This is a genomic window from Methylobacterium sp. NEAU K (assembly GCF_030700285.1).
GTDB lineage: Bacteria > Pseudomonadota > Alphaproteobacteria > Rhizobiales > Beijerinckiaceae > Methylobacterium.
Genome location: NZ_JAUYZJ010000003.1, coordinates 191,555 through 210,354, shown reverse-complemented (window position 1 = coordinate 210,354; position 18,800 = coordinate 191,555). Strand labels below are relative to the sequence as shown.

The following is an 18,800-nucleotide window of genomic DNA, read 5'->3' as shown; positions in this document are numbered from 1 at the left end:
GCTTCGATGGAACTCGACATCACTCTGATCTGGGCCATCCTGATCGCCACCGCCGTCTCCCTCTACGTGGCAATGAACGGCTTCGACCTTGGCATCGGCATCCTGTTCCAGCCGTGCGCGGGAAGGCCGACCGGGACGTGATGGCGAACTCCGTCGCGCCTGTCTGGGACGGCAACGAGACTTGTGTCGTGATCGGCGGCGGCCTTTTCGCGGTCTTCCCGCTCGCCTTAGGCCACCATCCTTCCGGCCTTGTACATGCCGCTCATCCTGATGCTTTTCGCCCTGGTGTTCCGCAGCGTCGCCGTCGAGATGCGCTTTCGAATAGAAAAGCCGCGCGGCCAGCTCAGGTGGGACCGCGCCGTCTCCTGGGGCAGCTACGTCGCCGCCTTCTGATAGGAGCTGAACTCAATCAGCCTGACCACGTCAAGGACCGCTATGGGTGGCTTTCTGCCGGTCCGCTTTCGGTCGGTAGACGAAGGTTGCAGACCTTCGGTTGCGGCATGTCTGGTCGGCTCAGACCCTTGTTGTCAGGGCCGTCAGCCAAGTCGGCGAGACGTTCACCAGAATGGTCTCCATCACCTTGTCGTAGCCGAGCACGATGGTCACGCCAGTCACGATGAGGATCAGACCAAGAGCCGCCTTCAGCCCCTTACCTAGCCCTATCATCCGGTCGCGCCATCGCATCAGCACTTCACGCGACAGGCTACCGAGGACAAGCAGCGGTAGGGCTGCACCGAGGCCGAAGAGAAACATGGTGAGAGCAACAACTCCCAGATCGCGCCCCTGGGATGCCAGAAGCGACGCCGCACCAAGGGTTGGGCCCACGCACGGGCTCCACACGGCGCCTAGAAGCAACCCGACGCCGAATTGGCCCGGCAAGCCGGAGGTCGAGAATCCGCCGAACCGATTTTCCGTCCAGTTGCTCATGGGACCCGCGACCACGGCCAGCCGTGTCTGGGCGGCGGGCACCATCAGGACCAAGCCGATCAGGATCAGCATGATGGCCGCGCCGGTCCGGAAGATGCCGGCGTCGACGCCGATGGCGAAGCCGACGGTGGCCACGAACAGGCCGATGACGACAAAGGACAGGGCAAGGCCGGCGGCGAGCGCCGCCGGGCCGAGCCTGTGCTCCGAGGCGGCCGCGCCCAGCACCAGCGGCAGCAACGGCAGTACGCACGGGGACATCACCGAGAGGATGCCAGCGAGGAAGGCCAGGCCGAGGCTCGTCACCATCGTGGTGCCTCAGATCGCCTTGTCGAGGAGCGACGAGATTGCCTCGGGCTTGGTCTCGCCGGCCGAGCGCCCGGTCTCCTTGGCGCCTTTGTAGGTGATGAGGGTGCTCTGCATCGTGGCACTGAACTGCTTCACCACGTCCTTGCGGCTGTCGAAGTCGACATCGAACACCTGCAGGTCCTTAAATTTGGGCTCGGCCTCCAGCTTCGAAAGGATCGGCTTCTGTGCCGCACAGGTCGTGCACCAAGGGGCGGTGATGTGCACGAGGATCGGTTTACCGGCCTTCTGAGCAGCCTCGAACGCGGCCGGGTCGTAGGGCATCTCGGCGGCGATGGCCCCACCGCCGAAGAGCGGAAACGCGGCGAGGAGGCCGAAGAGGATGCGACGGGTGGCCATGGACGTGGTCTCCGTGATGTCTGTTGAAGGCGATGAGCGAGGTTTAGTTGGCGACCTGGGTGATGGCCCGATCGACGTTCACGCGTGCCGACCAGTCCTTGGCACTGTCCTGGCCCTTGAGGGCCACGAGGCGGGCGCCGCTGACGTCGACGTTCTTGAAGTCAGCTCCCGAGACGGTCGCGCCCGTGAGGTTGGCGCCCGACAGGTCGGATCCCATCAGCACCACGTCGGTGAGGTCTGCGTCGGTGAGGTCGGCGTATTCCAGACGCGAACGACCGAGGTTAGCGCCCTTCAGTTTGGCGCCCCGGAGGTTCACCGAGACGAACACGGCCCGCATCAGGCCCATGGACTGGTTCTTGAGGTCGGCACCGCCCCTGAGGTCGACCAGCGTGGCCCCGCTCATGTTGGCACCCTTGAAGTCGCCGATCGGCAAGGACCGGCTGAGATCGGCCCCGCTGAGGTTGGCGTCCCGGGCCGTGATGCCGAACATCTTTGCGCCGATGAGCTTGGCCCCGTTCAGGTCCGCCTTGATGAACCACGCCTGTTCGAGGTTTGCCCCGCTAAGGTCTGTGCCGCGCAGGTTCGTTTTGTTCAGGCGCGCCGTTCGCAAGTTCACGCCCTGGAGGTTCAGGCCGGAGAGATTGAGGCCAGACAGGGCCTTGTCGTGCAGGTCGATCGGCTTGCCGTCTGCGGCCTTGATCATCGCCTCGACGTCGGCGCGGCTCATTTCGGCTTGGGTCATTGCGGGCGAGGACATGTCGGCACCGAGCAGCAAATCCTGCTCGGCGGCGGCCGGACCGCCAGCGAAGGCAGCCAGCATGAAGCTCAGAGCGAGGCGGCGCATCGGTTCACTCCCATCGGGTGCCGCACATGGCCAGCACCCGTATCGTGTTTGTTGTGCCGCGATGCTATGCCGATCCTGCGCGCCCGGTCGGTGACCTGGGTCACACAAGCCCTGCACGACGGGAGAAAACCCGAGAAAGACCGGACGATAATCCTCTCGTCACGGTCGGAGACCAACGCCAGCCATGCAGGACAGCTACAAGATCGAGCGTTGGGTCGAGCGTTTCCCGTTCATCCGCTGCTTCAGTGCCAACCACCTTCAGATCGCGCGCGGCACGGTGCATTTCCCGGTGCTAGAGGCAGGCGCGATTGCCTACGAACTCCAAGATGCTTGCGCGAACTACCTGATGTGCATCGACGGCCGGACCAGGGTGTTCCGGATGTCCGAGGGAGGCCGCGAGATGCTGATCTATAAGGTCGGTGCTGGCGGCACCTGCGTGCTCACCACCCAATGCCTGTTGTCAGGCGGCGGCTTCCCGGCACAGAGCATAGCCGAGGCCAGGACCGAGTTGGCGGCGTTGCCCTCCGATACCTTCCGCCAGTTGATGCGGGAGAGCGACGCGTTCCGTGACTTCGTCCTCGACGATTACACCAAGCTCCTGTCCGGGATGTTCGACCTGGTCGAGGAGGTCGCCTTCGCTCCTTTGGAGCAGAGGCTCGCGAGGCGCTTGCTCGTCGAGGCCGACGCGGAAGGCATCGTCTGGAAGACCCACCAGCAACTGGCCTCGGACGTCGGGAGCGTGCGCGAGGTCATCAGCCGCCTGTTGGGAGAATGGGCCGACGGTGGGCTGGTCGAGGTCAGACGCGGGCAGGTGCAGGTCATTGACCGGGCGGCCCTGGCCGCCGGGAGACCGAACTGATCCGGAGGGGTCCATCGATTTCGGACGCCTACGACCTTCTCGGTACCAGCGACTGCCAGGACAGCACAGTGACGACGGCCCAGCTACAATCCACGCTCACTTGCCCGCATTGCGGTCATCGGATGACCGAGACGATGCCAACCGACGCCTGTCGCTTCTTCCACGACTGCGAAGGCTGTGGTGTCGTCCTACGGCCCAAGGCCGGGGATTGCTGCGTGTTCTGCTCCTACGGGGACGTACCCTGTCCGCCGATCCAGAAGGCATTCCGAACCAGCGAACGACCCAATTGTTGCGGGTGACCATTGGGCCTCAGGCTTCAGGGATGGACGTAGGAGAAGCCCATGCCCTGGAGCCGAACGATCTCCGCGACCCCGCTCGGAACGATGTCGGCCTCCGTCACGCCATGGAGTTCGTGCCAGTCGATCTTCCGCTGGGTCAGGGTGTTATTGCAGATCAGGAATTTGACGCCCTCCGCCTTGAGGGCGTCGATCTGGTGCGCGAGCTTCGGGTCCTTGGCAGCCATCTGGAACAGGTCGACGCCGTCGCCGAAGTCGACGACACGGATCTGGACATGATCCTTGCCTACCGCCTCGACGTGGTTCTTCAGGTTGCCAAGGATGTGCTTGAAATAGGTCGCGTTGTCCGGCACCCCGCCGTCGTTCTGGTAGACGGCCTTCTGGTCGGGATAGTAGCCTGCAGGTACGTCGCCCGCCGCCATGGCGGGAACCGCCATCAGCGCGAACAGGGACAACAGGGCAGTGAACGTCCGGCGTCTCATGGGGTCTTCTCCTGATGTTCTCGGTTCGGCCAGGGGTCAGGCGGCAGCCTTCGGCTTGGCCATCCATTCCCGGCCCTTGAGCATCCCATGCCTTTAGATGGGCGGGAGCATCCGCGCTTCTTTAGGAGCCAGGCTGCGGTATCCACCCCACGTCTGCCTACGAGCAGTGTTTGGTTGCGGAACGTCGTTGGGATGTGGCGCATCGGGCGAGCCAAGCATACGCGTGGCGTTTTGACGGTTTACGCCGCCGTGCCCCTGTCCGGAGGGCCCGCTGATGCTCGCCATCCACCCTCAAGGTAGCCGTAGCGGCCGTACTCGCACGCCAAGGCAATGATGGCGTGGGTCAGCGCATCCTCCTCGGTCGGCAGCGCGGGCACGTAGCGTTGCGTACCGCGGTGCGGGCCGACGATCCGGCTGGCTTGACGCTCCGAATGGCCAGGGCTCGGCCGATGCCCTCCGCGCCGGGAGCGTCGGATCGGCCTGGTGACCGGCCGGATCTAATGGCAGGCATCGTTCGATCGCCGGTCTCGCGCGGCGTTGAGTCCGGGGCCTTCAACCGGTGAAGCAGGTTGGGTTGCACGCCCGATGCGACGTGCGCTTCGCCATCACCGAGCCAGGACCAAAGACTTCGGACCACTCGCAAGACATGTTTGGCGTTGGATTGGACGCCGCAGTGTAGATGTCCGCCACCAAGCGCCCGATGTCCCGCCTCGTTATATCGGCGACCTGTCTCCCGCGGAAACGCGCGATCTCGCCTGTACGATCCCGGGATGTGGTGTAACGGATCAAGCCTGAAGCGTTTGGGCTCTTTCGTCCAGACCTGTAGGACATGCTCGTAGGGTGTGAGGCCGCGCAGGGTCTTGAGCCGATGGCGTAATCGGCAAAGCGCTTCTTCTTAGGCTTGTCGCCCTCCATCTCGGGCAGGCGGCTGATGCCATGCCGCTCCAGGCAGCGGTGCAGGCTGGAGCGGGTCAGGTGCGGGATCGTGGGCTGCAGGCCATAGAGGCAGTCATCGAGCGGCAGCAGCGTATGCCGCCTGACGGCGACGATGACCGCCTCTTCCTCCGGCGTGAGGACGGTCGAGCGCGGCTGCTTCGGACCCATGGCAGCATCTGTCATCGACTGCCGCGCGCCACTTCTGGATCGTCGCGGGCCTGACGCCGTAGCGCTTGGCGGCGGCCCTCACGCTGTCTTTACGTAGCTGTATTGCGCGACGGACCGCCTCTGTCTTGGGGCGCTGCCGTGAAGAACTTGGCCCATAGCGCATCCCTCACAGCATGGTGGTCAACCGTACCACCACACCGCGGGATCAAACAGCTGGGGTTTATGTCGCTCGGGCGGTCGTTGGGCTGCGACCCTTGATATCCGCCCCAGCCAGATCGCCGCGGATTCGCGTGCCGGGGCGACCACCGGGGCACGATGTCCCTTGGTACGGTGCAGGTGCGAGCCCAGCAAGGCTGTCAACGCAGGTCATGGGTCCTGTTCCCAGCGTGTGCGCGTATCGCACCAACCGGGCGCGGCCCCCCTCCGCGTCGTGAGGACGTCTTCCAGCGATTTTCCCTCGGGCTCCCGGACACATCTGAAACGATCTCCGGTTCAAGGACGCGCGCGGTCGCCGTCCGTAGTGTGTCTCTGGGTCGCTTCTCTGCGCCCGCGATGACGGTGCGGGACGATCGGCCGAGCTATTCAGCTGGAAATTGTATTGCACCCTCGAGGTCGAGTTCGTCACCAGCGACGATGCCTGTCGTGATCTATCCATCGACATTGAGGACGCCCAAATTCGGTGGCGCCGTCGCTCGGCGCTCGGCTGCATCACGCCCGAGCAAGTGGAGCGGAACGCGAGCTAAACTCCCTGTCCGCGAAGGCGCGGGCGGATCATGCGACTGTGAACCTGAATGTGGGGTCGACCTTCGGTTCTCGGCAAGGGAGCCGGCGGTCGGCGATCTCAGTCGCTGTGATCCGGCCTCAATCCAATCTGCATTGAATGTGTCATTTTTACTTCAGTAACCGATATTCGTTCCAATTTTATAAGGACTCAGCTTTAAGTCGTGGGTCCGAAGACCTGCGGGTATTGACCGACTCGGCAGCCCTCCCGGAAGATGCTGCGAGTCGCCTGTGGCCTGTACAGGTCGTTGCGGAGGTTGGGATTGGCCGTGAGACGTCCGCTCCTTCTTACGCTCGCGCTCTTCGCGGCGACGGCTGCCCAGGCTCAGGTCGGCTCGGGCAACGGCAACGGCAATTCCGGGGCCGGCAATGGCAACGGGAACGGCAACACCAGCACCAATACTCTGTCGGCCTCGGCGGGGGCGGGCGCATCGAGTGCCCTCACCATCCGCGGTGGTCGCAATACGCCGAGCATCCTGGCGCCCGGCCTCGCGGCGGCCGGGATCGAGAGCTGCCTCGGCAGCGCCAGTGTCGGCGGGGCGGGACCCGGGTTCGGCATCACCATCGGCAGCACCACCACCGACAAGGGCTGCAACCTGCGCCTCTACGCCCGGACCCTGTACAGCCTCGGTCACACGGTCGCCGCCACGCAGATCCTGTGCAACGATCCGGAGGTCGCCGCCGCGCTGGCGGTCGAGGGGGTGCGCTGCCTTTCGGGTGCCGGTGCCGAGGCGCAGCGCGCCCTGTCGCCTCCTGTTCCCGAGGCGTACGGGGCTATGGCCGATCTCGATTCTGAGGTTCGCTCCGAACCCGAGGATATCCTTCCCCGCCGGGCGCCGCGGCGCAGGCACGCCCGCGCGAAGGACGCACGCTGATCCATCCGGATGCTGGCGCGCAGGGAGCCCTCGGGCGGCCTGCCCGAGGATACGAAGACGGCGCCGCGGCGGGCTCGGATCGCGGCCGGAGGCTCAGGGCGCGTGGGGCCGGACGGGCTTCGGCGCCGTCACGTGCGGGGTGAGCGACATCGCGATCTGGGTGCGGTTATGGAGCCCGAACTTGCGCATGATGTTGCCGATATGCGTCTTCACCGTGTTGGTCGAGATGCCCATCTCGTAGGCGATGCCGTCGTTCTGCGATCCTTGCGCGATGTGGCGGATGATCTCCTGCTCCCGGGCTGTGAGCGTGAGGCGGGTCTCAGCATTCGGATATTGCGGGTTCGGCTGCATCATCGTTCCCTCTTCCTGCGCCGGGGCGCGCCCGGCCGAATCCGTCATTCCATCTTGAGGGCATCGACCGGGTCGAGCCGCGACGCCCGGTGAGCCGGATAGTATCCGAAGAACAGTCCGACGAGCGCCGAGAAGCCGACAGAGAGGACGATCGCCTGCGGGTCGACGCGTGTGACCCAGCCCGCGGAGCGGGCCACCGTGAGGGAGATGCCGGTCCCGACGGCGACACCCGCAAGGCCGCCCAGCAGGCAGAGGACCAGGGCTTCTGAGAGAAATTGCAGGCGGATGTCGACCCCTCGCGCGCCTACGGCGCGCCGGATCCCGATCTCCCGGGTTCGCTCGGCCACCGTGACGGTCATGATGTTCATGATGCTGATGCCGCCGACCAGCAGCGATACGCCCGCCACGGATGTGAGGAGCAGCGCGATGGTGCGGGTCGCCCCGCGCTGGGCGTCCATGGCGGCGGCGGGATCGGAGACCTTGAAGTCGTCCTCGTCGCCCGCGGCGATGCGATGGCGCTGGCGCACGAGCTCCTCGATCTCCCGCTTCGCGCGGACCATCGCCTCGTCGGACTCGGCCTTGGCGACGATGTAGGCGACGGCGTCGCGGTTGACCCCGCTGGCGCTGCCGAGGAAGCGCAGCTTGGCCGTCTCCAGGGGAACGAAGGCGACGTCGTCCTGGTCCGGTCCCTTGGGGTCGAGCACGCCCACCACCTCGAAGGGCACGCTCATGATGCGGATCTCGGCCCCCACCGGCTCGTCGCGCCCGAACATTTCCCGCGCCACGACGCTGCCGAGAATGGCGACCTTGGCCGCGGTTATCTGCTCGGTCCCGTTGAAGTAGCGCCCCGCTGCCAAGCCCCAGTCCCGCACCAGGAAGTGACCGTTCGTGGTGCCGTTGATGGTCGTGTTCCAGTTCCGGCTCTCGCGCACCACCTGCGCGCTGCCGGACAGGGAGCCCGCGGCGGCGCGCACCTGGGGCACCTGCGCGAGGATCGCATCGACATCGCCCTCCGTCAGGGTCAGGCGCGTCCCTGCCTTGAGCCGGACCCCATCCTTGCGGGCCGTCCCGGGGTTGATCATCAGGACGTTGGCGCCGACGGCGCGGATCTGGTCGGCGACCCGCCCCTGCGCGCCGCTGCCGATGGCGAGCACCGTCACCACCGAGGCGACGCCGATGACGATGCCCAGCATCGTGAGGAAGCTGCGCATCGGGTTGAGGCGCAGGGACCTGAGGGCGACGAGAAGAGTCTGAGAGAGGTTCATGCGGCATCCGCCCGCCAGGCTGCCTGGCGCATGTCGGCCACGATCCGGCCGTCGCGCAGTTGGACGACGCGCGCGCAATGTGCCGCCACGGCGGCGTCGTGGGTGATCATCACGATTGTCTGCCCGTCCCGGTTGAGCTTGCGGAACAGGGCGAGGATCTCGGAGCCGGTGCGACTGTCGAGCGCCCCCGTCGGTTCGTCGGCGAGCAGGATTGCCGGGTCGCCCACCAGGGCCCGGGCGATCGCCACACGCTGCTGCTCGCCGCCGGAGAGCTGCGACGGGAAGTGTGTTTCGCGCATCGACATGCCCACCGATTCCAGGGCCGCACGGGCGCGCAGGCGGCGCAGGCGCGGCTGGACGCCGGCATAGATGAGGGGGAGCTCCACGTTCTCGACCGCGGTGCTGCGGGGCAGCAGGTTGTACGACTGGAACACGAAGCCGATCCGGCCGCCGCGCAGGCGCGCCCTTGCGTCGTCGGACAGGCGCGCCGTATCCTCGCCGTCGATCTGGATCGTGCCCGAGGTCGGCCGGTCGAGCAGCCCGACCATGTTCATCAGCGTGCTCTTGCCCGATCCCGAGGCCCCCATGACCGCGACGCACTCGCCCGCGTCGATGACGAGGGAGACATCCCGGATCGCCGGGACCGAAACGGTCCCGACCCGGAACGTCCGGTGAACGGCGTCGAGCACGAGGAGCGTCATCTCAGAACCCCAGCCGCACGCCGAACAGGCGCCGGCCCGCCGGCGGGTTGGATTGTCCGACGATCACCTCGCTCCCCTCGGAGAGCCCGCTCGCCGTCTTCAGGGCGACCAGGTCGGCGCTCGTGGCGCCGGTCTCGACGCGGATCGCCTCCAGGCTCCCGTCTGCGGCCCGCACCCAGACCGAGGAACCCGCCGGGTCGCGGGAGGCGCCCCCCTCCGGCCGGAATCGCAGGGCCGCCAGCGGCACCTTCAGGACGTCCTCATCCCGGTGGATCGTCAGCTTCACCAGGGCGGTCATCCCGGGCAGCAGCAGGCCGCTACGATTGTCCGTCTTCAGGACGACCGTGTAGGTGACGACGTTCTGGGTGACGAGAGGCGCCTTGCGGACCTGCCGGACCACGGCCTCGAACCGCCGGCCCGGATAGGCATCCACCCCGAAGGTGGCGCGCTGGCCCGCCGTCACCCGGCCGATATCGGTCTCGTCGACCCGGGCATGGACCTCCATCTCGGCGAGGTTCTTGGCGATGGTGAAGGCGGTCCGCACCTCGAGCCCGGCCGCCAGGGTCTGGCCCTGGTTGACGAAGCGGCCGACCACGACGCCGTCGGTCGGCGAGCGGATCACCGTGCGGTCGAGGTCGATCTCGGTCCCCCGAAGGCTCGCTTGGCGCTGCGGCACCGCGGCCCGGGCCTGAGTCAGCTCCGCTTCGAGGCGGCGGACTTCCGCCACGGCGGCCTCGACAGCGAATCCGTTGAGGTCCAGCACCGAGTTCGCCTCGCGCAGCTGCGCCTTGCGGGAGGCGAGGTCGGTCTGCGCCTCCTCCAGGGCGGCCGATGAGGCCACCTCCCGCGCCCGCAGGGTGGTCTTGCGTTCAAGCGTGCGCTCGGCCGCGAGCATCTGCGCCTGCGCGTTCTCGATCTTGGCCTGGAGCACCGCCTTGTTGCCGCGGGCATTGTCGAGGTCGATCCGCGCCCGGTCGAGGCGCGCCTGCTGAACCCTCACGTTGGCGACCGCCATGTCGAAGGCGGCGCGGGCTTCCTCGACCTTTGCGATGAAACTGCGCTGGTCGAGTTCGGCCAGAGGGTCTCCGAGGCGGACCCGGTCGTTGAAATCGACGTGCAGCCGGGCGATCTGCCCCGGGAGTTGCGAGCCCACCTCCACCGTGTCGACCGGCTGCACCGTTCCGGTCGCGGTGATCAGTTGCTCCAGGGAGCCCCGCTGGATGGGCGCGGTGATGAATTGGCCGCCCTCGGGTGCCGGGGCGGCGCCCGCTTCCGCTGCGGCGACCGCTGGCGATCCGCCAGGCGCAACGCTGGGAATCCCGAACCCGGGATTCACGTAGGACAGCAGGGCGAAGGCGGCCACCGCCGCGAAGCCGAGCGTCAGCAGGTTGTCGGGCAACCGTCGCGCCACGCTGTTTCACTCCCGTGGGTCCGTCCGGCTGCCCGGTAAATCCCCGGATCTCGGGACGGCGGCCGCGGGTGCCACCCGGGCCTGTTCCATGTGGTCGCAGAGATTGCCGCGCTTGGGTATTCAGGGCGGTCCCGTACGTATTTGCGCGTATAATTCGGCATCAGAGCAGGCCGGCCTTCGCGGACTTGCGCACAAGAGACTGGACGCACGAGCACCCTGTTTTCGTCATGACCTTTGCCCGGTGGATCTCCACGGTGCGGTGACTGATATCGAGCAACAGCCCGATCTCCTTGTTGGTGCGTCCGAGAAGGACGTGCTCAAAGACGTCTCGCTCCCGGCCGGTCAGGCCCTCGACCTGCGCGGCGAAGGCCGCGTCGGCCTCGTGCCGCATCCCGGCCGCGTTGCCGCCTCCGAGGGCCGCGTCGACGGCGCCGAGCAGGAGCGGGGTCGTGAACGGCTTTTCTAGGAAGTCCGAGGCCCCGAGCTTCATCGCCCGCACCGCGGTGGGAATGTCCCCGTGGCCGGTCATCATCACGACCGGGACGGTCGAGCCGGCAGCCCGCATGCGGTCCAGCATCTCCAGGCCGTCGACATGCGGCATGCGCACGTCCGCCACGACACAGCCGGTCAGCCTCTCGACATCCGCGAGAAGCCTCGCCGCGCCGTGGTACTCCTCGATGCGGTGTCCGAGCGCCCCGAGCAGAAGCGCCAGGGAGTGCCGCATCGCGTCGTCGTCGTCCACGACGTGGATCGTGCCCGCGGCAGCCCTCATTTCAATCCTCGACGGTCGGCAGGGTGAAGTGGAAGACGGCTCCGCCACCTGGGACGCGGTCGACCCAGAAGTCGCCCCCGTGCGCACGCACGATCGACCGGCTCACCGACAGCCCGACGCCCATTCCGTTCGGCTTCGTGGTCACGAACGGCAGGAAAAGCGTCTTCGCGACGGACGCCGCGATCCCGGGGCCGGTATCGGCAACGCTGATGCGGACCATGCCGTCCTGCGTGGGAGCCGCAGTGATCGTGAGTTCCCGGCGCCCGCTGTCGTGCATCGCCTCGTGCGCATTCCGAATCAGATTGATCAGCACCTGCTGGATCTGCACCCGGTCCGCGAGCACGCAGATCGAGGGGGGACCCGGTTCGATCCGCAAGTCGACTCCCTGCTCGCGGACCCCGATGAAGGCGAGGGCGCAGGCGTCGCTGAGGAGCCCTGCCACGTTCTCGATGCGCCTGTCCGTCTCACCCCGCTTCACGAAATCCCGCAGGCGGCGGATGATCGCTCCGGCCCGCAGTGCCTGCCCGGCCGCAGCGCTCAGGGCCGCGCGCGCCGCAGCGATCTGCGTCTCCCCGGGCTCGGCGAGGAAGACATCGCAGGCGGCCGCGTAGTTGCTGATGGCCCCGAGAGGCTGGTTGAGTTCGTGGGCGAGGGCCGAGGCCATTTCCCCCATCGTCGACAGCCGCGAGACGTGGATCAAGTCGGCCTGCATCCGCTGGAGGCGCGCCTCGGCGCGCCGATGCTCGTCGATGCAATAGACGACCCCGCGGAAGCGGACCGGGCGCGCATCCCGGCCGAGTTCCGCACGTCCGTGCGACCGCACCCAGCGGATCCTGCCGCCGGCTTGACGGACGCGGTACTCGACCCCGTAGCGACCGCCGCGCTCCAGCGCCCCCCGGATCGCCGCCGCCCGGGTCGTGCGGTCCTCGGGATGCACGACGGCCTGGAAGGCGTCGTGGTCGAGCAGGCACCGGGCCGGAACCCCGAGCACGTGGCGACAATTCTCGGACATCGTGACCCGGCCCGTCGCGGGCTCGAGCGACCATGTGCAGATCCCGACTTCGTCCAGGGTCTCCCGCAGATCGTCCGCCGAGAATTCATGCTGCGTGTCCGGACCATTGCCGGGGCTATCGCGTTCCAGGGTCTGCACTTGGCGTCTCCCCTCCGTCGCGGTCTTCGCCACAACCCACGCCAATGTGGCGAATCATTCACCCCGCATGAAGCACCATAACTCTACTGCATATAGATTGAAAACTATATTCGTGAATCGATATTGGATATATATTCTATATCATGCAAAAATATGGGACACGAATTCTGAGATTTTCAATAACTTAGGTAAGTTTTTTTCTTATCCGATCAGGTGCCGGCTGGCATACCCAATTCGAATAGTGCCGTACTCGAATAGAGTAACCATCGTGAATTAGCTCAAATTTACGCCTATACCGATCAGGTCCATCAAACCAACTTGGCGCCGTTGCTCAACCGGAGCAATGGACCGCATCGCCCGGATCCCAGCAGGTCTTGGGCATGCATCGGATAGGAGGACTGCCATGAGGACAATTCTGCTCTCGGCTGTCGCCGTACTCGCCCTCGCCGGCATGCCCTCGATGGCGTCCGCTCAGGCGCTCGGCAACGGCAACGGCAACGGCAACGGCAACATCGGCTCGGGGAACGGCAACGGCAACGGCAACGCCAGTGCCGGCTCGCTCAACGGCAACGGCAACGGCAACTTCAACTTCGGAAACCTGAACGGCAACCTGAACGGGAACATGAACGCCGGCTCGGGCAACGGCAACCTGAACGGCAACCAAAACATCTTCGGTGTCGCCAACGGCAACGGGAACGGAAACTCCAACACCGGCTCCCTGAACGGCAACGGCAACGGCAACCGGAACTTCCTCGCCATCGGCAACGGCAATCTCAACGGCAACAACAACTTGGGCAACCTGAACGGCAACCTGAACGGCAACCGGAACAGCCCCTTCTGATCAGCTGAGCCGAGGGTCCAGGGCGTGCGCTGCCGAAGGCGCGCGCCCTGAAGGATGTGACGGGACGGCTGTGCCAATTCGGCCGGGTATCGATCGAGGCGCGCCGGGGACCGTCCGGTACGGAGCAGGGAGTCGCGCGATGAAGTCTCTACGCCTTTCGATGGCCCTTCTCGGGCTTGCCTGCACGGCCGCGCTCCCGGCGCAGGCTCAGATCTTCGCGATCGGGAATGGTGTCGGCAACGGCAACGGGAACCTCGGCTCCCTGAACGGCAACGGCAACGGCAACTGGAACCTCGGATCGGGAAACGGCACCGGCAACGGCAACGGGACCGGGACCCCCGTGGTCAACGGGAATGCCGGCGCCTTCAATACCGGCTCGAACAATGTCGGTGCCTTCAACAGCGGGACCGGCAACGTCGGCGCCTTCAACGGGGTCGGGAATACCGGTGCTGGCAACGGCAACGGCAACGTCGGCGCCTACAACGGGAACTACAATTCCGGATCCGGCAACGGCAACGGCAACGTCGGTGCGGGGAACGGCAACCTGAACGGCGGGAGTGGGAACGGAAACGGGAATATCGGGGCCGGAAATGGGAACCTCAACGGCAATTCATCTATGCCGAGTTTCTTCCGCCGCTAGCCGGAAGAAGCCGCTGAGGCCGATGGAGCAGGAAGCCGATGCCCCGTGTCCTCAAAACCCTCACCGTGATCGGGCTCGGCACTCTCGGCCTCGCGATTTCGTCAGCAATCCGAGCCGCACCGGAGGCCGCGAGCGTCTTCGCGTGGCCGCGCCCGGATCTGGAGGCGGCCCGTGCTGCGCCCCAGCAAGACCGGGGCGGCTTTCTGGTCGGGAAGAGCGGCAACGGGAACGGGAACGGGAACGGGAATTTCGGCAACGGCAACGGCAACGGCAACCGTACGAACGGCAACGGCAACTTCGGCACCGGGAACGGGCGCGGCAACGGCCGCCCGTCGCGGGTTTAGACGAGGAACCGACACCGCTCGCACGCAGGATTTCAACCCTGCCCGAGCGGGCGCATCCCGGGGCCGGCGCGGGCCCAGATCCAACGCGATCGGATGCCGCTTCCGACCCTTGATCACGGCGCGCCTCGCAACCGGCCTCCTGAGCGAACGCGCGATCCTTGCGCTGGATCAATGCCGGCTGGCGGGCGCTGGCCCACGGTGGGCGTCTTCGTCCCGGGGTTTGTCCGGGACCTCTACAGGGAGCGCGCGCATGATCGACCGTACGATCCGGACGGCGGTGACCGGCGCATTCTCCATCGACGACGGTAACGCGATGCGCCCACGGTTGTGGCCGTCTACGCCGAGCGTGCTCACCGGAATAGCGCGGTGCGCGCTCGAAGATCAGCTCAGACTCGAGTGATGTGATGTCCGACACGCCTGCCCTGCTGATCCCACACGACGGGTACGTCCTCGTCGGCGATGGCCGGAAGGTCATCGTGCTGTGCAACGTCGGCCACCCGATGAAGCCTGATCTCGAGGTGCGCCGGGTTTTCGAGGCGCCTCCGAACCCGGCCACGCATGACCAGGGGACCGACAGGCCAACCCGCGTCCGTATGGGCGATCGCCGAAGCGCGATCGAGCAGACGGATTGGCACGACTTGGCCGAGCACCAGTTCGCCAAGGCTGTCGCAGAGGCGCTGGGGCGTATGGCCGAAGCGATCAACGCTCTCGTGATCGTTGCTCCGCCACGAGTCCTGGCAGACTTGCGCCGAGAACTTCCGGATGCGCTGCGGCGGGTCGTAATCGGGGAAATCGCGAAGGATCTGACCAAGCATCCGGTTTCGAAGATCGAGAGTTGCCTCTTTGAAACCTGATGCGGCAGCTTTTAGGACCGCGTTCCGGGCTAAATGTCTACGAATAGATCCGTTTTTATTTGGCATGCAGGAAGGGAATTCGATCATGAAATCGCTGCTTTCCATGTCACTGCTTGCCGCCTCGCTGAGCGTTCCGTCGGTGGCACAGGCGCAACCTGATGCCCGCGCACCAGCGTTGCTCTTCCATGGTAATTACTGCGGCCCGGGCAACAACGCGCCGCTTCGCCCGATCGACGCGCTCGATGCAGCCTGCGCCCGACACGACGCCTGCGTCCCGGGCAATGGTCTGCCGTCGCGCGTCTGCAACCTGCGCCTTCAGCAGGAAGCCGATTACATCTCGCGCGATCCGAGACAGCCCAGCGATCTGCGTGCCATGGCGGGCTTTGTCGCGGCTGGGGCAGCTATGCTCCCGTTCGATCCGAATTCGTTGGCGGTCGCGGAAGCGGTGCCGATACCCGCAAGACACTGGGAGAAGGTGCGCCATCACAGGTCCCATCGGCGCGACATCGTCCAAGCCGAATGACGGGCGGGCCGGCCCGTCGAGCGCGCGCCGCGTGGGCTCCTCCGGGAAGCCCTCGCGCCGATCGCTCACCCCTGCCCTGTTGGCTGCTGGCCGCGGTCGCCTGATCGTTCCACACACCGGCCGGTGATCGCGGATGCTCACCGGACAATCGAGGTCGCGCGGACCGTGTCGCGTCAGCGCGTCTGAACATGCAGGTGCTGATCGAACCAGTCCGCGGCGGCACGCGCGACCGCATCGAGTGTTCCGGGCTCCTCGAAGAGATGCGAGGCCCCGGGCACGACGATCAGGCTCTTGACGCAGGACAGCTGCGCCAGCGCCTGCTCGTTGAGGGTCAGGACCTCAGGATCGCGGCTGCCGACGAGGAGCAGCGTGGGCGCCCGGACCAGAGGCAGGGCTGCGGACGCCAGGTCCGGGCGTCCGCCGCGTGAGACGACCGCTCTGATCGTATCCGGATGGGCCGCAGCGGCGACCAGCGCCGCCGCGGCGCCTGTGCTGGCGCCGAAATAGCCCCGCGGCAGCCGGGATAGCTCCGGCTGTCGCATGAGCCACTCCGCGGTGGCGTGGAGACGGCTCGCGAGGAACGCGATATCGAAGCGCAGGTGACCGCTCGGACGATCGATCCCTTCCTCGTCCGGGGTCAGCAGATCAGCCAGGACGGTCGCGAAGCCGGCCATATTGAGGTACTGCGCGACGCGCCGATTGCGTGGACTGAAGCGGCTGCTGCCGGAGCCGTGCGCGAACAGGACGATGCCGCGCGCGCCCCGGGGAACGCGGAGGATGGCATCCAGGATCACGGCGTCGGCCGGGATCACGATGGCCTGTTCCCGCGGATCGTCGGAAAGACTCATGTCCGTCTCCTTCGCGCGGTGAAGCAGCGCGCAAGCGCCGCGGCAATGCGCTCACAGTCCGACCGGGAAGGTCTCCGGAACCTCGCCCGCCTCCCAGCCCGCCGTGCGCTCGAGCGGCGTCACCGCGCGCGTCTCGTCGAAATGAAGGATCGCGTCGAACTGGTCCGGCAGACGCGCCCGGAAGTAGTGGCTCTGCCGCTCCGTATCGGGACGGTAGATGACGCCGATCGCCCGCTCGATGCGCGCCGGCCGAAGCAATCGCGCCGCCTCGCTGCCCGGCGTGAGCGGCAGGAGGAAGCGGCCCGCACCGACGGCGTGGAACAGCGCCTCGTAGCTGCCTGGGAGGGCGGACCGGATGCGCTTGCGCTCGGCCGGCGCATCCCAGTCCGAGGCGGCGGTCACGGTCCCGGTGTAGGTGGTGAAGCCGATGCTCACGACCGCGTGCCCGTGGCGCTCCCGCATCAGCTGCCCGATATTGAGCTCGCCGCGATCGCCCATCTCCGTCGCGCGCGCATCGCCCAGATGCGAGTTGTGCGCCCAGACCGCGATCTTCGGCGGACGGCCGCCCTGTCCCAGATGGGCGATCAGCGATTCCAGGCTCTCGACCATGTGGCGATCGCGCAGGTTCCACGAGGAGACCTCCGCGAGGAGCATCGTGCGGTAGTATTCCTCGGCAGCCTTGACGACACGCGCGTTCTGCTCGGCGCTGAAGCGCTCCTCCCTGTCGGTGCTGCCGCTCCAGGCCAGGGTCTCCGCCGTGCGCCGCTGCAGGGCCAGGAGCTGGGCCACCGCCTGTTCCTGGCACGTGCCGACGCCCTTCAGGCCGGTCAAGAAGCCGTAGACTTGGCCGCTCTCACCGAAGCGGTCGAAGCAGGCGTAGCGGGCGCGCGCCGCCTCGGCCGCAGCCGGATCGACGGTCTCGAGATAATGCAGCACCGCTTTCATCGATGCACGCAGACTGTACAGGTCGATGCCGTAGACCCCGACGCGTGGCGCGTCGGGCGGGAGTGCCTGATTGTACGAGCGCAGCCATTCGACGAAATCGACCATTTCGGCGTTGCGCCACATCCAGGTCGGGAAGCGCCGGAAGCCGGAGAGCGATTCCACCGCATCGAGGTCGTCGCTGTCGCCGCGGACGTAGCGGTTGACCCGCCAGGCATCCGGCCAATCGGCCTCGATCGCCACGGCCGTGAACCCCTTCTCCCGGATCAGGCGCGCGGTGATCTCCGCCCGCTCGCGATAGAATTCGCGGGTCCCATGGGAGGCTTCCCCGAGCAGGACGAAACGGGCCTCGCCGATCAGTAACAGCAACGGGTCGTAGTCGCCCGCATCGCCGGTCAAGCGGATGGCCGCGGCCTCCAGGCGCGCGATCAGGGTCGCGTCGGGTTCGCCCTCGACGCCGTCGCCTCCGGTGCTCGCGGGCTCCACGGCGGCCTGTGCGCGCCCGAGCAGGCGTCGCACCTCGTCATCGCTCGTCTGCGCGAAATCCTTGTAGGAGGCGCCCACAGCCCGGAACGGCTCCGGCAGGACGGCGCAGACCACCTCGTCGGCCTCCTGCTTCAGGCGCTCCACGGTGTCGCGAGACGCGGTCGGCACCGCAACGACGATGCGCCCCGGCTTGCGCATCCGGATGGCCCGGACCGCGGCCTGCATCGTGGCACCGGTGGCCAGGCCGTCATCGACGAGGATGACCGTGCGGCCCCGGACCTCCGCGGGCGGCCGGCCGCCCCGGTAGAGCCGCTCGCGGCGCAGAAGCTCCTGCCGCTCCTCGGCGGCCACCGACTCGATCAGGTAGGGCGGGATCTTGAGCGAGGCGACGATGTCGTCGTTGATCACGCGAACATCGCCGGTGGCGATCGCGCCCATCGCCAGTTCCTCGTAGCCCGGCACGCCGAGCTTGCGCACGACGAACACGTCGAGCGGTGCGCGAAGGACGCGCGCCACCTCTGCGGCCACCGGAACGCCGCCGCGCGGAAGCGCCAGAACGACGATGTCCGGACGTCCCGCGAACGCACCGAGGTTGTCGGCGAGTTCACACCCGGCTTCCGCCCGGTCGCGAAAGATGCGCTCGGCCATCGAAAACCTCCCGCGACAAGATTCCGAGAATGACTGGATTCCGAGAATGACCGGCGTTGCGCGGAGCGGGTGGTTTAAACGGCCGACCCGCTCCACGCCCCGCAGCGGCCTGTCAGACTGAGCGCCCGCCGCCGATGCCAATATCGGTTCGGCGC

Annotated in this window: 21 protein-coding genes and 3 pseudogenes; 10 read left to right on the top strand and 14 right to left on the bottom strand. The window is 66.8% G+C overall.

Going from position 1 to position 18,800, the window contains the following annotated elements; translation table 11 throughout:
• Nucleotides 1–6 precede the first annotated feature (6 nt).
• A pseudogene (locus Q8W67_RS04255) lies at nucleotides 7–390 on the top strand (cytochrome d ubiquinol oxidase subunit II); the annotation flags it as partial.
• A 123-nt stretch (nucleotides 391–513) separates the two neighbouring features.
• Here the strand turns inward: Q8W67_RS04255 and Q8W67_RS04250 are convergent.
• The 3 genes from Q8W67_RS04250 to Q8W67_RS04240 are packed head-to-tail and all read right to left on the bottom strand — an operon-like array spanning nucleotide 514 to nucleotide 2,473.
• Nucleotides 514–1,233, bottom strand: a complete 720-nt coding sequence (locus Q8W67_RS04250; protein WP_305541166.1) for a cytochrome c biogenesis CcdA family protein — start codon at nucleotides 1,231–1,233, stop codon at nucleotides 514–516.
• A gap of 9 nt (nucleotides 1,234–1,242) precedes the next feature.
• A complete protein-coding gene (locus tag Q8W67_RS04245; protein ID WP_305541163.1) occupies nucleotides 1,243–1,629 on the bottom strand; it encodes a thioredoxin family protein in 387 nt (128 codons plus the stop codon).
• 43 nt (nucleotides 1,630–1,672) lie between these two features.
• Nucleotides 1,673–2,473 (bottom strand): pentapeptide repeat-containing protein, encoded by an 801-nt coding sequence (locus tag Q8W67_RS04240; RefSeq protein ID WP_305541159.1) that lies wholly within the window; start codon nucleotides 2,471–2,473, stop codon nucleotides 1,673–1,675.
• A 184-nt stretch (nucleotides 2,474–2,657) separates the two neighbouring features.
• On the opposite strand from Q8W67_RS04240, the gene Q8W67_RS04235 reads away from it, so the two are divergent.
• Together Q8W67_RS04235 and Q8W67_RS04230 are read left to right on the top strand one after the other, a co-directional pair.
• Nucleotides 2,658–3,332, top strand: a complete 675-nt coding sequence (locus Q8W67_RS04235) for a Crp/Fnr family transcriptional regulator (RefSeq protein WP_305541157.1) — start codon at nucleotides 2,658–2,660, stop codon at nucleotides 3,330–3,332.
• 68 nt (nucleotides 3,333–3,400) lie between these two features.
• Nucleotides 3,401–3,631 carry a GDCCVxC domain-containing (seleno)protein gene (locus Q8W67_RS04230; protein WP_305541154.1) on the top strand — a complete coding sequence of 77 codons (231 nt, stop codon included), beginning with the start codon at nucleotides 3,401–3,403 and terminating at the stop codon, nucleotides 3,629–3,631.
• A gap of 17 nt (nucleotides 3,632–3,648) precedes the next feature.
• Here the strand turns inward: Q8W67_RS04230 and Q8W67_RS04225 are convergent, their stop codons facing one another.
• From Q8W67_RS04225 to Q8W67_RS04215, 3 genes and pseudogenes are all read right to left on the bottom strand, one after another.
• Complete coding sequence (locus Q8W67_RS04225; RefSeq protein ID WP_370693811.1) at nucleotides 3,649–4,110, bottom strand: DsrE family protein; 462 nt, start codon at nucleotides 4,108–4,110, stop codon at nucleotides 3,649–3,651.
• Nucleotides 4,111–4,406: 296 nt separating this feature from the next.
• Nucleotides 4,407–4,583: pseudogene (locus Q8W67_RS04220) on the bottom strand (IS3 family transposase); the annotation flags it as partial.
• Nucleotides 4,584–4,974: 391 nt separating this feature from the next.
• A pseudogene (locus Q8W67_RS04215) lies at nucleotides 4,975–5,370 on the bottom strand (IS481 family transposase); the annotation flags it as partial.
• Between the two features lie 893 nt (nucleotides 5,371–6,263).
• On the opposite strand from Q8W67_RS04215, the gene Q8W67_RS04210 reads away from it, so the two are divergent.
• Nucleotides 6,264–6,869 carry a hypothetical protein gene (locus tag Q8W67_RS04210; RefSeq protein ID WP_305541151.1) on the top strand — a complete coding sequence of 202 codons (606 nt, stop codon included), beginning with the start codon at nucleotides 6,264–6,266 and terminating at the stop codon, nucleotides 6,867–6,869.
• Between the two features lie 93 nt (nucleotides 6,870–6,962).
• On the opposite strand, the gene Q8W67_RS04205 is transcribed toward Q8W67_RS04210, so the two are convergent.
• From Q8W67_RS04205 to Q8W67_RS04180, 6 genes are all read right to left on the bottom strand, one after another.
• Nucleotides 6,963–7,223 carry a response regulator transcription factor gene (locus Q8W67_RS04205; RefSeq protein ID WP_305541148.1) on the bottom strand — a complete coding sequence of 87 codons (261 nt, stop codon included), beginning with the start codon at nucleotides 7,221–7,223 and terminating at the stop codon, nucleotides 6,963–6,965.
• 41 nt (nucleotides 7,224–7,264) lie between these two features.
• The gene (locus tag Q8W67_RS04200; protein ID WP_305541146.1) at nucleotides 7,265–8,485 is read right to left on the bottom strand and encodes an ABC transporter permease; all 1,221 of its coding nucleotides are present in this window, start codon (nucleotides 8,483–8,485) and stop codon (nucleotides 7,265–7,267) included.
• Nucleotides 8,482–9,186, bottom strand: a complete 705-nt coding sequence (locus tag Q8W67_RS04195; RefSeq protein WP_305541144.1) for an ABC transporter ATP-binding protein — start codon at nucleotides 9,184–9,186, stop codon at nucleotides 8,482–8,484. The genes Q8W67_RS04200 and Q8W67_RS04195 overlap by 4 nt, the downstream gene beginning before the upstream one ends.
• 1 nt (nucleotide 9,187) lies before the next feature.
• Entirely contained in the window at nucleotides 9,188–10,597 is a 1,410-nt protein-coding gene (locus tag Q8W67_RS04190) for an efflux RND transporter periplasmic adaptor subunit (RefSeq protein WP_305541141.1), read from the bottom strand.
• A gap of 160 nt (nucleotides 10,598–10,757) precedes the next feature.
• Entirely contained in the window at nucleotides 10,758–11,369 is a 612-nt protein-coding gene (locus Q8W67_RS04185) for a response regulator transcription factor (protein ID WP_305541138.1), read from the bottom strand.
• 1 nt (nucleotide 11,370) lies between these two features.
• Nucleotides 11,371–12,519 carry a sensor histidine kinase gene (locus Q8W67_RS04180; protein ID WP_370693810.1) on the bottom strand — a complete coding sequence of 383 codons (1,149 nt, stop codon included), beginning with the start codon at nucleotides 12,517–12,519 and terminating at the stop codon, nucleotides 11,371–11,373.
• Between the two features lie 403 nt (nucleotides 12,520–12,922).
• Between Q8W67_RS04180 and Q8W67_RS04175 the strand changes: the two genes are divergently transcribed.
• The 6 genes from Q8W67_RS04175 (at nucleotide 12,923) to Q8W67_RS04150 (ending at nucleotide 15,721) form a co-directional block, all read left to right on the top strand.
• On the top strand, nucleotides 12,923–13,360 hold the full coding sequence (locus tag Q8W67_RS04175) for a hypothetical protein (protein WP_305541135.1): 438 nt from the start codon (nucleotides 12,923–12,925) through the stop codon (nucleotides 13,358–13,360).
• A 139-nt stretch (nucleotides 13,361–13,499) separates the two neighbouring features.
• Entirely contained in the window at nucleotides 13,500–14,000 is a 501-nt protein-coding gene (locus tag Q8W67_RS04170; protein ID WP_305541132.1) for a hypothetical protein, read from the top strand.
• 38 nt (nucleotides 14,001–14,038) lie between these two features.
• Entirely contained in the window at nucleotides 14,039–14,344 is a 306-nt protein-coding gene (locus Q8W67_RS04165) for a hypothetical protein (RefSeq protein ID WP_305541129.1), read from the top strand.
• A gap of 250 nt (nucleotides 14,345–14,594) precedes the next feature.
• Nucleotides 14,595–14,744 (top strand): hypothetical protein, encoded by a 150-nt coding sequence (locus Q8W67_RS04160; protein ID WP_305541127.1) that lies wholly within the window; start codon nucleotides 14,595–14,597, stop codon nucleotides 14,742–14,744.
• A 4-nt stretch (nucleotides 14,745–14,748) separates the two neighbouring features.
• The gene (locus tag Q8W67_RS04155) at nucleotides 14,749–15,198 is read left to right on the top strand and encodes a host attachment family protein (RefSeq protein WP_305541124.1); all 450 of its coding nucleotides are present in this window, start codon (nucleotides 14,749–14,751) and stop codon (nucleotides 15,196–15,198) included.
• An 85-nt stretch (nucleotides 15,199–15,283) separates the two neighbouring features.
• Nucleotides 15,284–15,721: a hypothetical protein gene (locus Q8W67_RS04150; RefSeq protein WP_305541121.1), complete on the top strand. Its 438-nt coding sequence runs from the start codon at nucleotides 15,284–15,286 to the stop codon at nucleotides 15,719–15,721.
• Nucleotides 15,722–15,894: 173 nt separating this feature from the next.
• Here Q8W67_RS04150 and Q8W67_RS04145 read toward each other — a convergent pair whose 3' ends face one another.
• Together Q8W67_RS04145 and Q8W67_RS04140 are read right to left on the bottom strand one after the other, a co-directional pair.
• Nucleotides 15,895–16,533 (bottom strand): dienelactone hydrolase family protein, encoded by a 639-nt coding sequence (locus Q8W67_RS04145; RefSeq protein ID WP_305541118.1) that lies wholly within the window; start codon nucleotides 16,531–16,533, stop codon nucleotides 15,895–15,897.
• Nucleotides 16,534–16,620: 87 nt separating this feature from the next.
• Nucleotides 16,621–18,645, bottom strand: a complete 2,025-nt coding sequence (locus Q8W67_RS04140; RefSeq protein ID WP_305541115.1) for an erythromycin esterase family protein — start codon at nucleotides 18,643–18,645, stop codon at nucleotides 16,621–16,623.
• Between the last annotated feature and the right edge of the window lie 155 nt (nucleotides 18,646–18,800).

Bases quoted from the DNA above. Each gene is read 5' to 3' on its own strand.
- Q8W67_RS04250 (WP_305541166.1), bottom strand. From the start codon at position 1,233: ATGGTGACGAGCCTCGGCCTGGCCTTCCTCGCTGGCATCCTCTCGGTG.
- Q8W67_RS04245 (WP_305541163.1), bottom strand. From the start codon at position 1,629: ATGGCCACCCGTCGCATCCTCTTCGGCCTCCTCGCCGCGTTTCCGCTC.
- Q8W67_RS04240 (WP_305541159.1), bottom strand. From the start codon at position 2,473: ATGCGCCGCCTCGCTCTGAGCTTCATGCTGGCTGCCTTCGCTGGCGGT.
- Q8W67_RS04235 (WP_305541157.1), top strand. From the start codon at position 2,658: ATGCAGGACAGCTACAAGATCGAGCGTTGGGTCGAGCGTTTCCCGTTC.
- Q8W67_RS04225 (WP_370693811.1), bottom strand. From the start codon at position 4,110: ATGAGACGCCGGACGTTCACTGCCCTGTTGTCCCTGTTCGCGCTGATG.
- Q8W67_RS04205 (WP_305541148.1), bottom strand. From the start codon at position 7,223: ATGATGCAGCCGAACCCGCAATATCCGAATGCTGAGACCCGCCTCACG.
- Q8W67_RS04200 (WP_305541146.1), bottom strand. From the start codon at position 8,485: ATGAACCTCTCTCAGACTCTTCTCGTCGCCCTCAGGTCCCTGCGCCTC.
- Q8W67_RS04195 (WP_305541144.1), bottom strand. From the start codon at position 9,186: ATGACGCTCCTCGTGCTCGACGCCGTTCACCGGACGTTCCGGGTCGGG.
- Q8W67_RS04185 (WP_305541138.1), bottom strand. From the start codon at position 11,369: ATGAGGGCTGCCGCGGGCACGATCCACGTCGTGGACGACGACGACGCG.
- Q8W67_RS04175 (WP_305541135.1), top strand. From the start codon at position 12,923: ATGAGGACAATTCTGCTCTCGGCTGTCGCCGTACTCGCCCTCGCCGGC.
- Q8W67_RS04170 (WP_305541132.1), top strand. From the start codon at position 13,500: ATGAAGTCTCTACGCCTTTCGATGGCCCTTCTCGGGCTTGCCTGCACG.
- Q8W67_RS04165 (WP_305541129.1), top strand. From the start codon at position 14,039: ATGCCCCGTGTCCTCAAAACCCTCACCGTGATCGGGCTCGGCACTCTC.
- Q8W67_RS04160 (WP_305541127.1), top strand. From the start codon at position 14,595: ATGATCGACCGTACGATCCGGACGGCGGTGACCGGCGCATTCTCCATC.
- Q8W67_RS04155 (WP_305541124.1), top strand. From the start codon at position 14,749: ATGTCCGACACGCCTGCCCTGCTGATCCCACACGACGGGTACGTCCTC.
- Q8W67_RS04150 (WP_305541121.1), top strand. From the start codon at position 15,284: ATGAAATCGCTGCTTTCCATGTCACTGCTTGCCGCCTCGCTGAGCGTT.
- Q8W67_RS04140 (WP_305541115.1), bottom strand. From the start codon at position 18,645: ATGGCCGAGCGCATCTTTCGCGACCGGGCGGAAGCCGGGTGTGAACTC.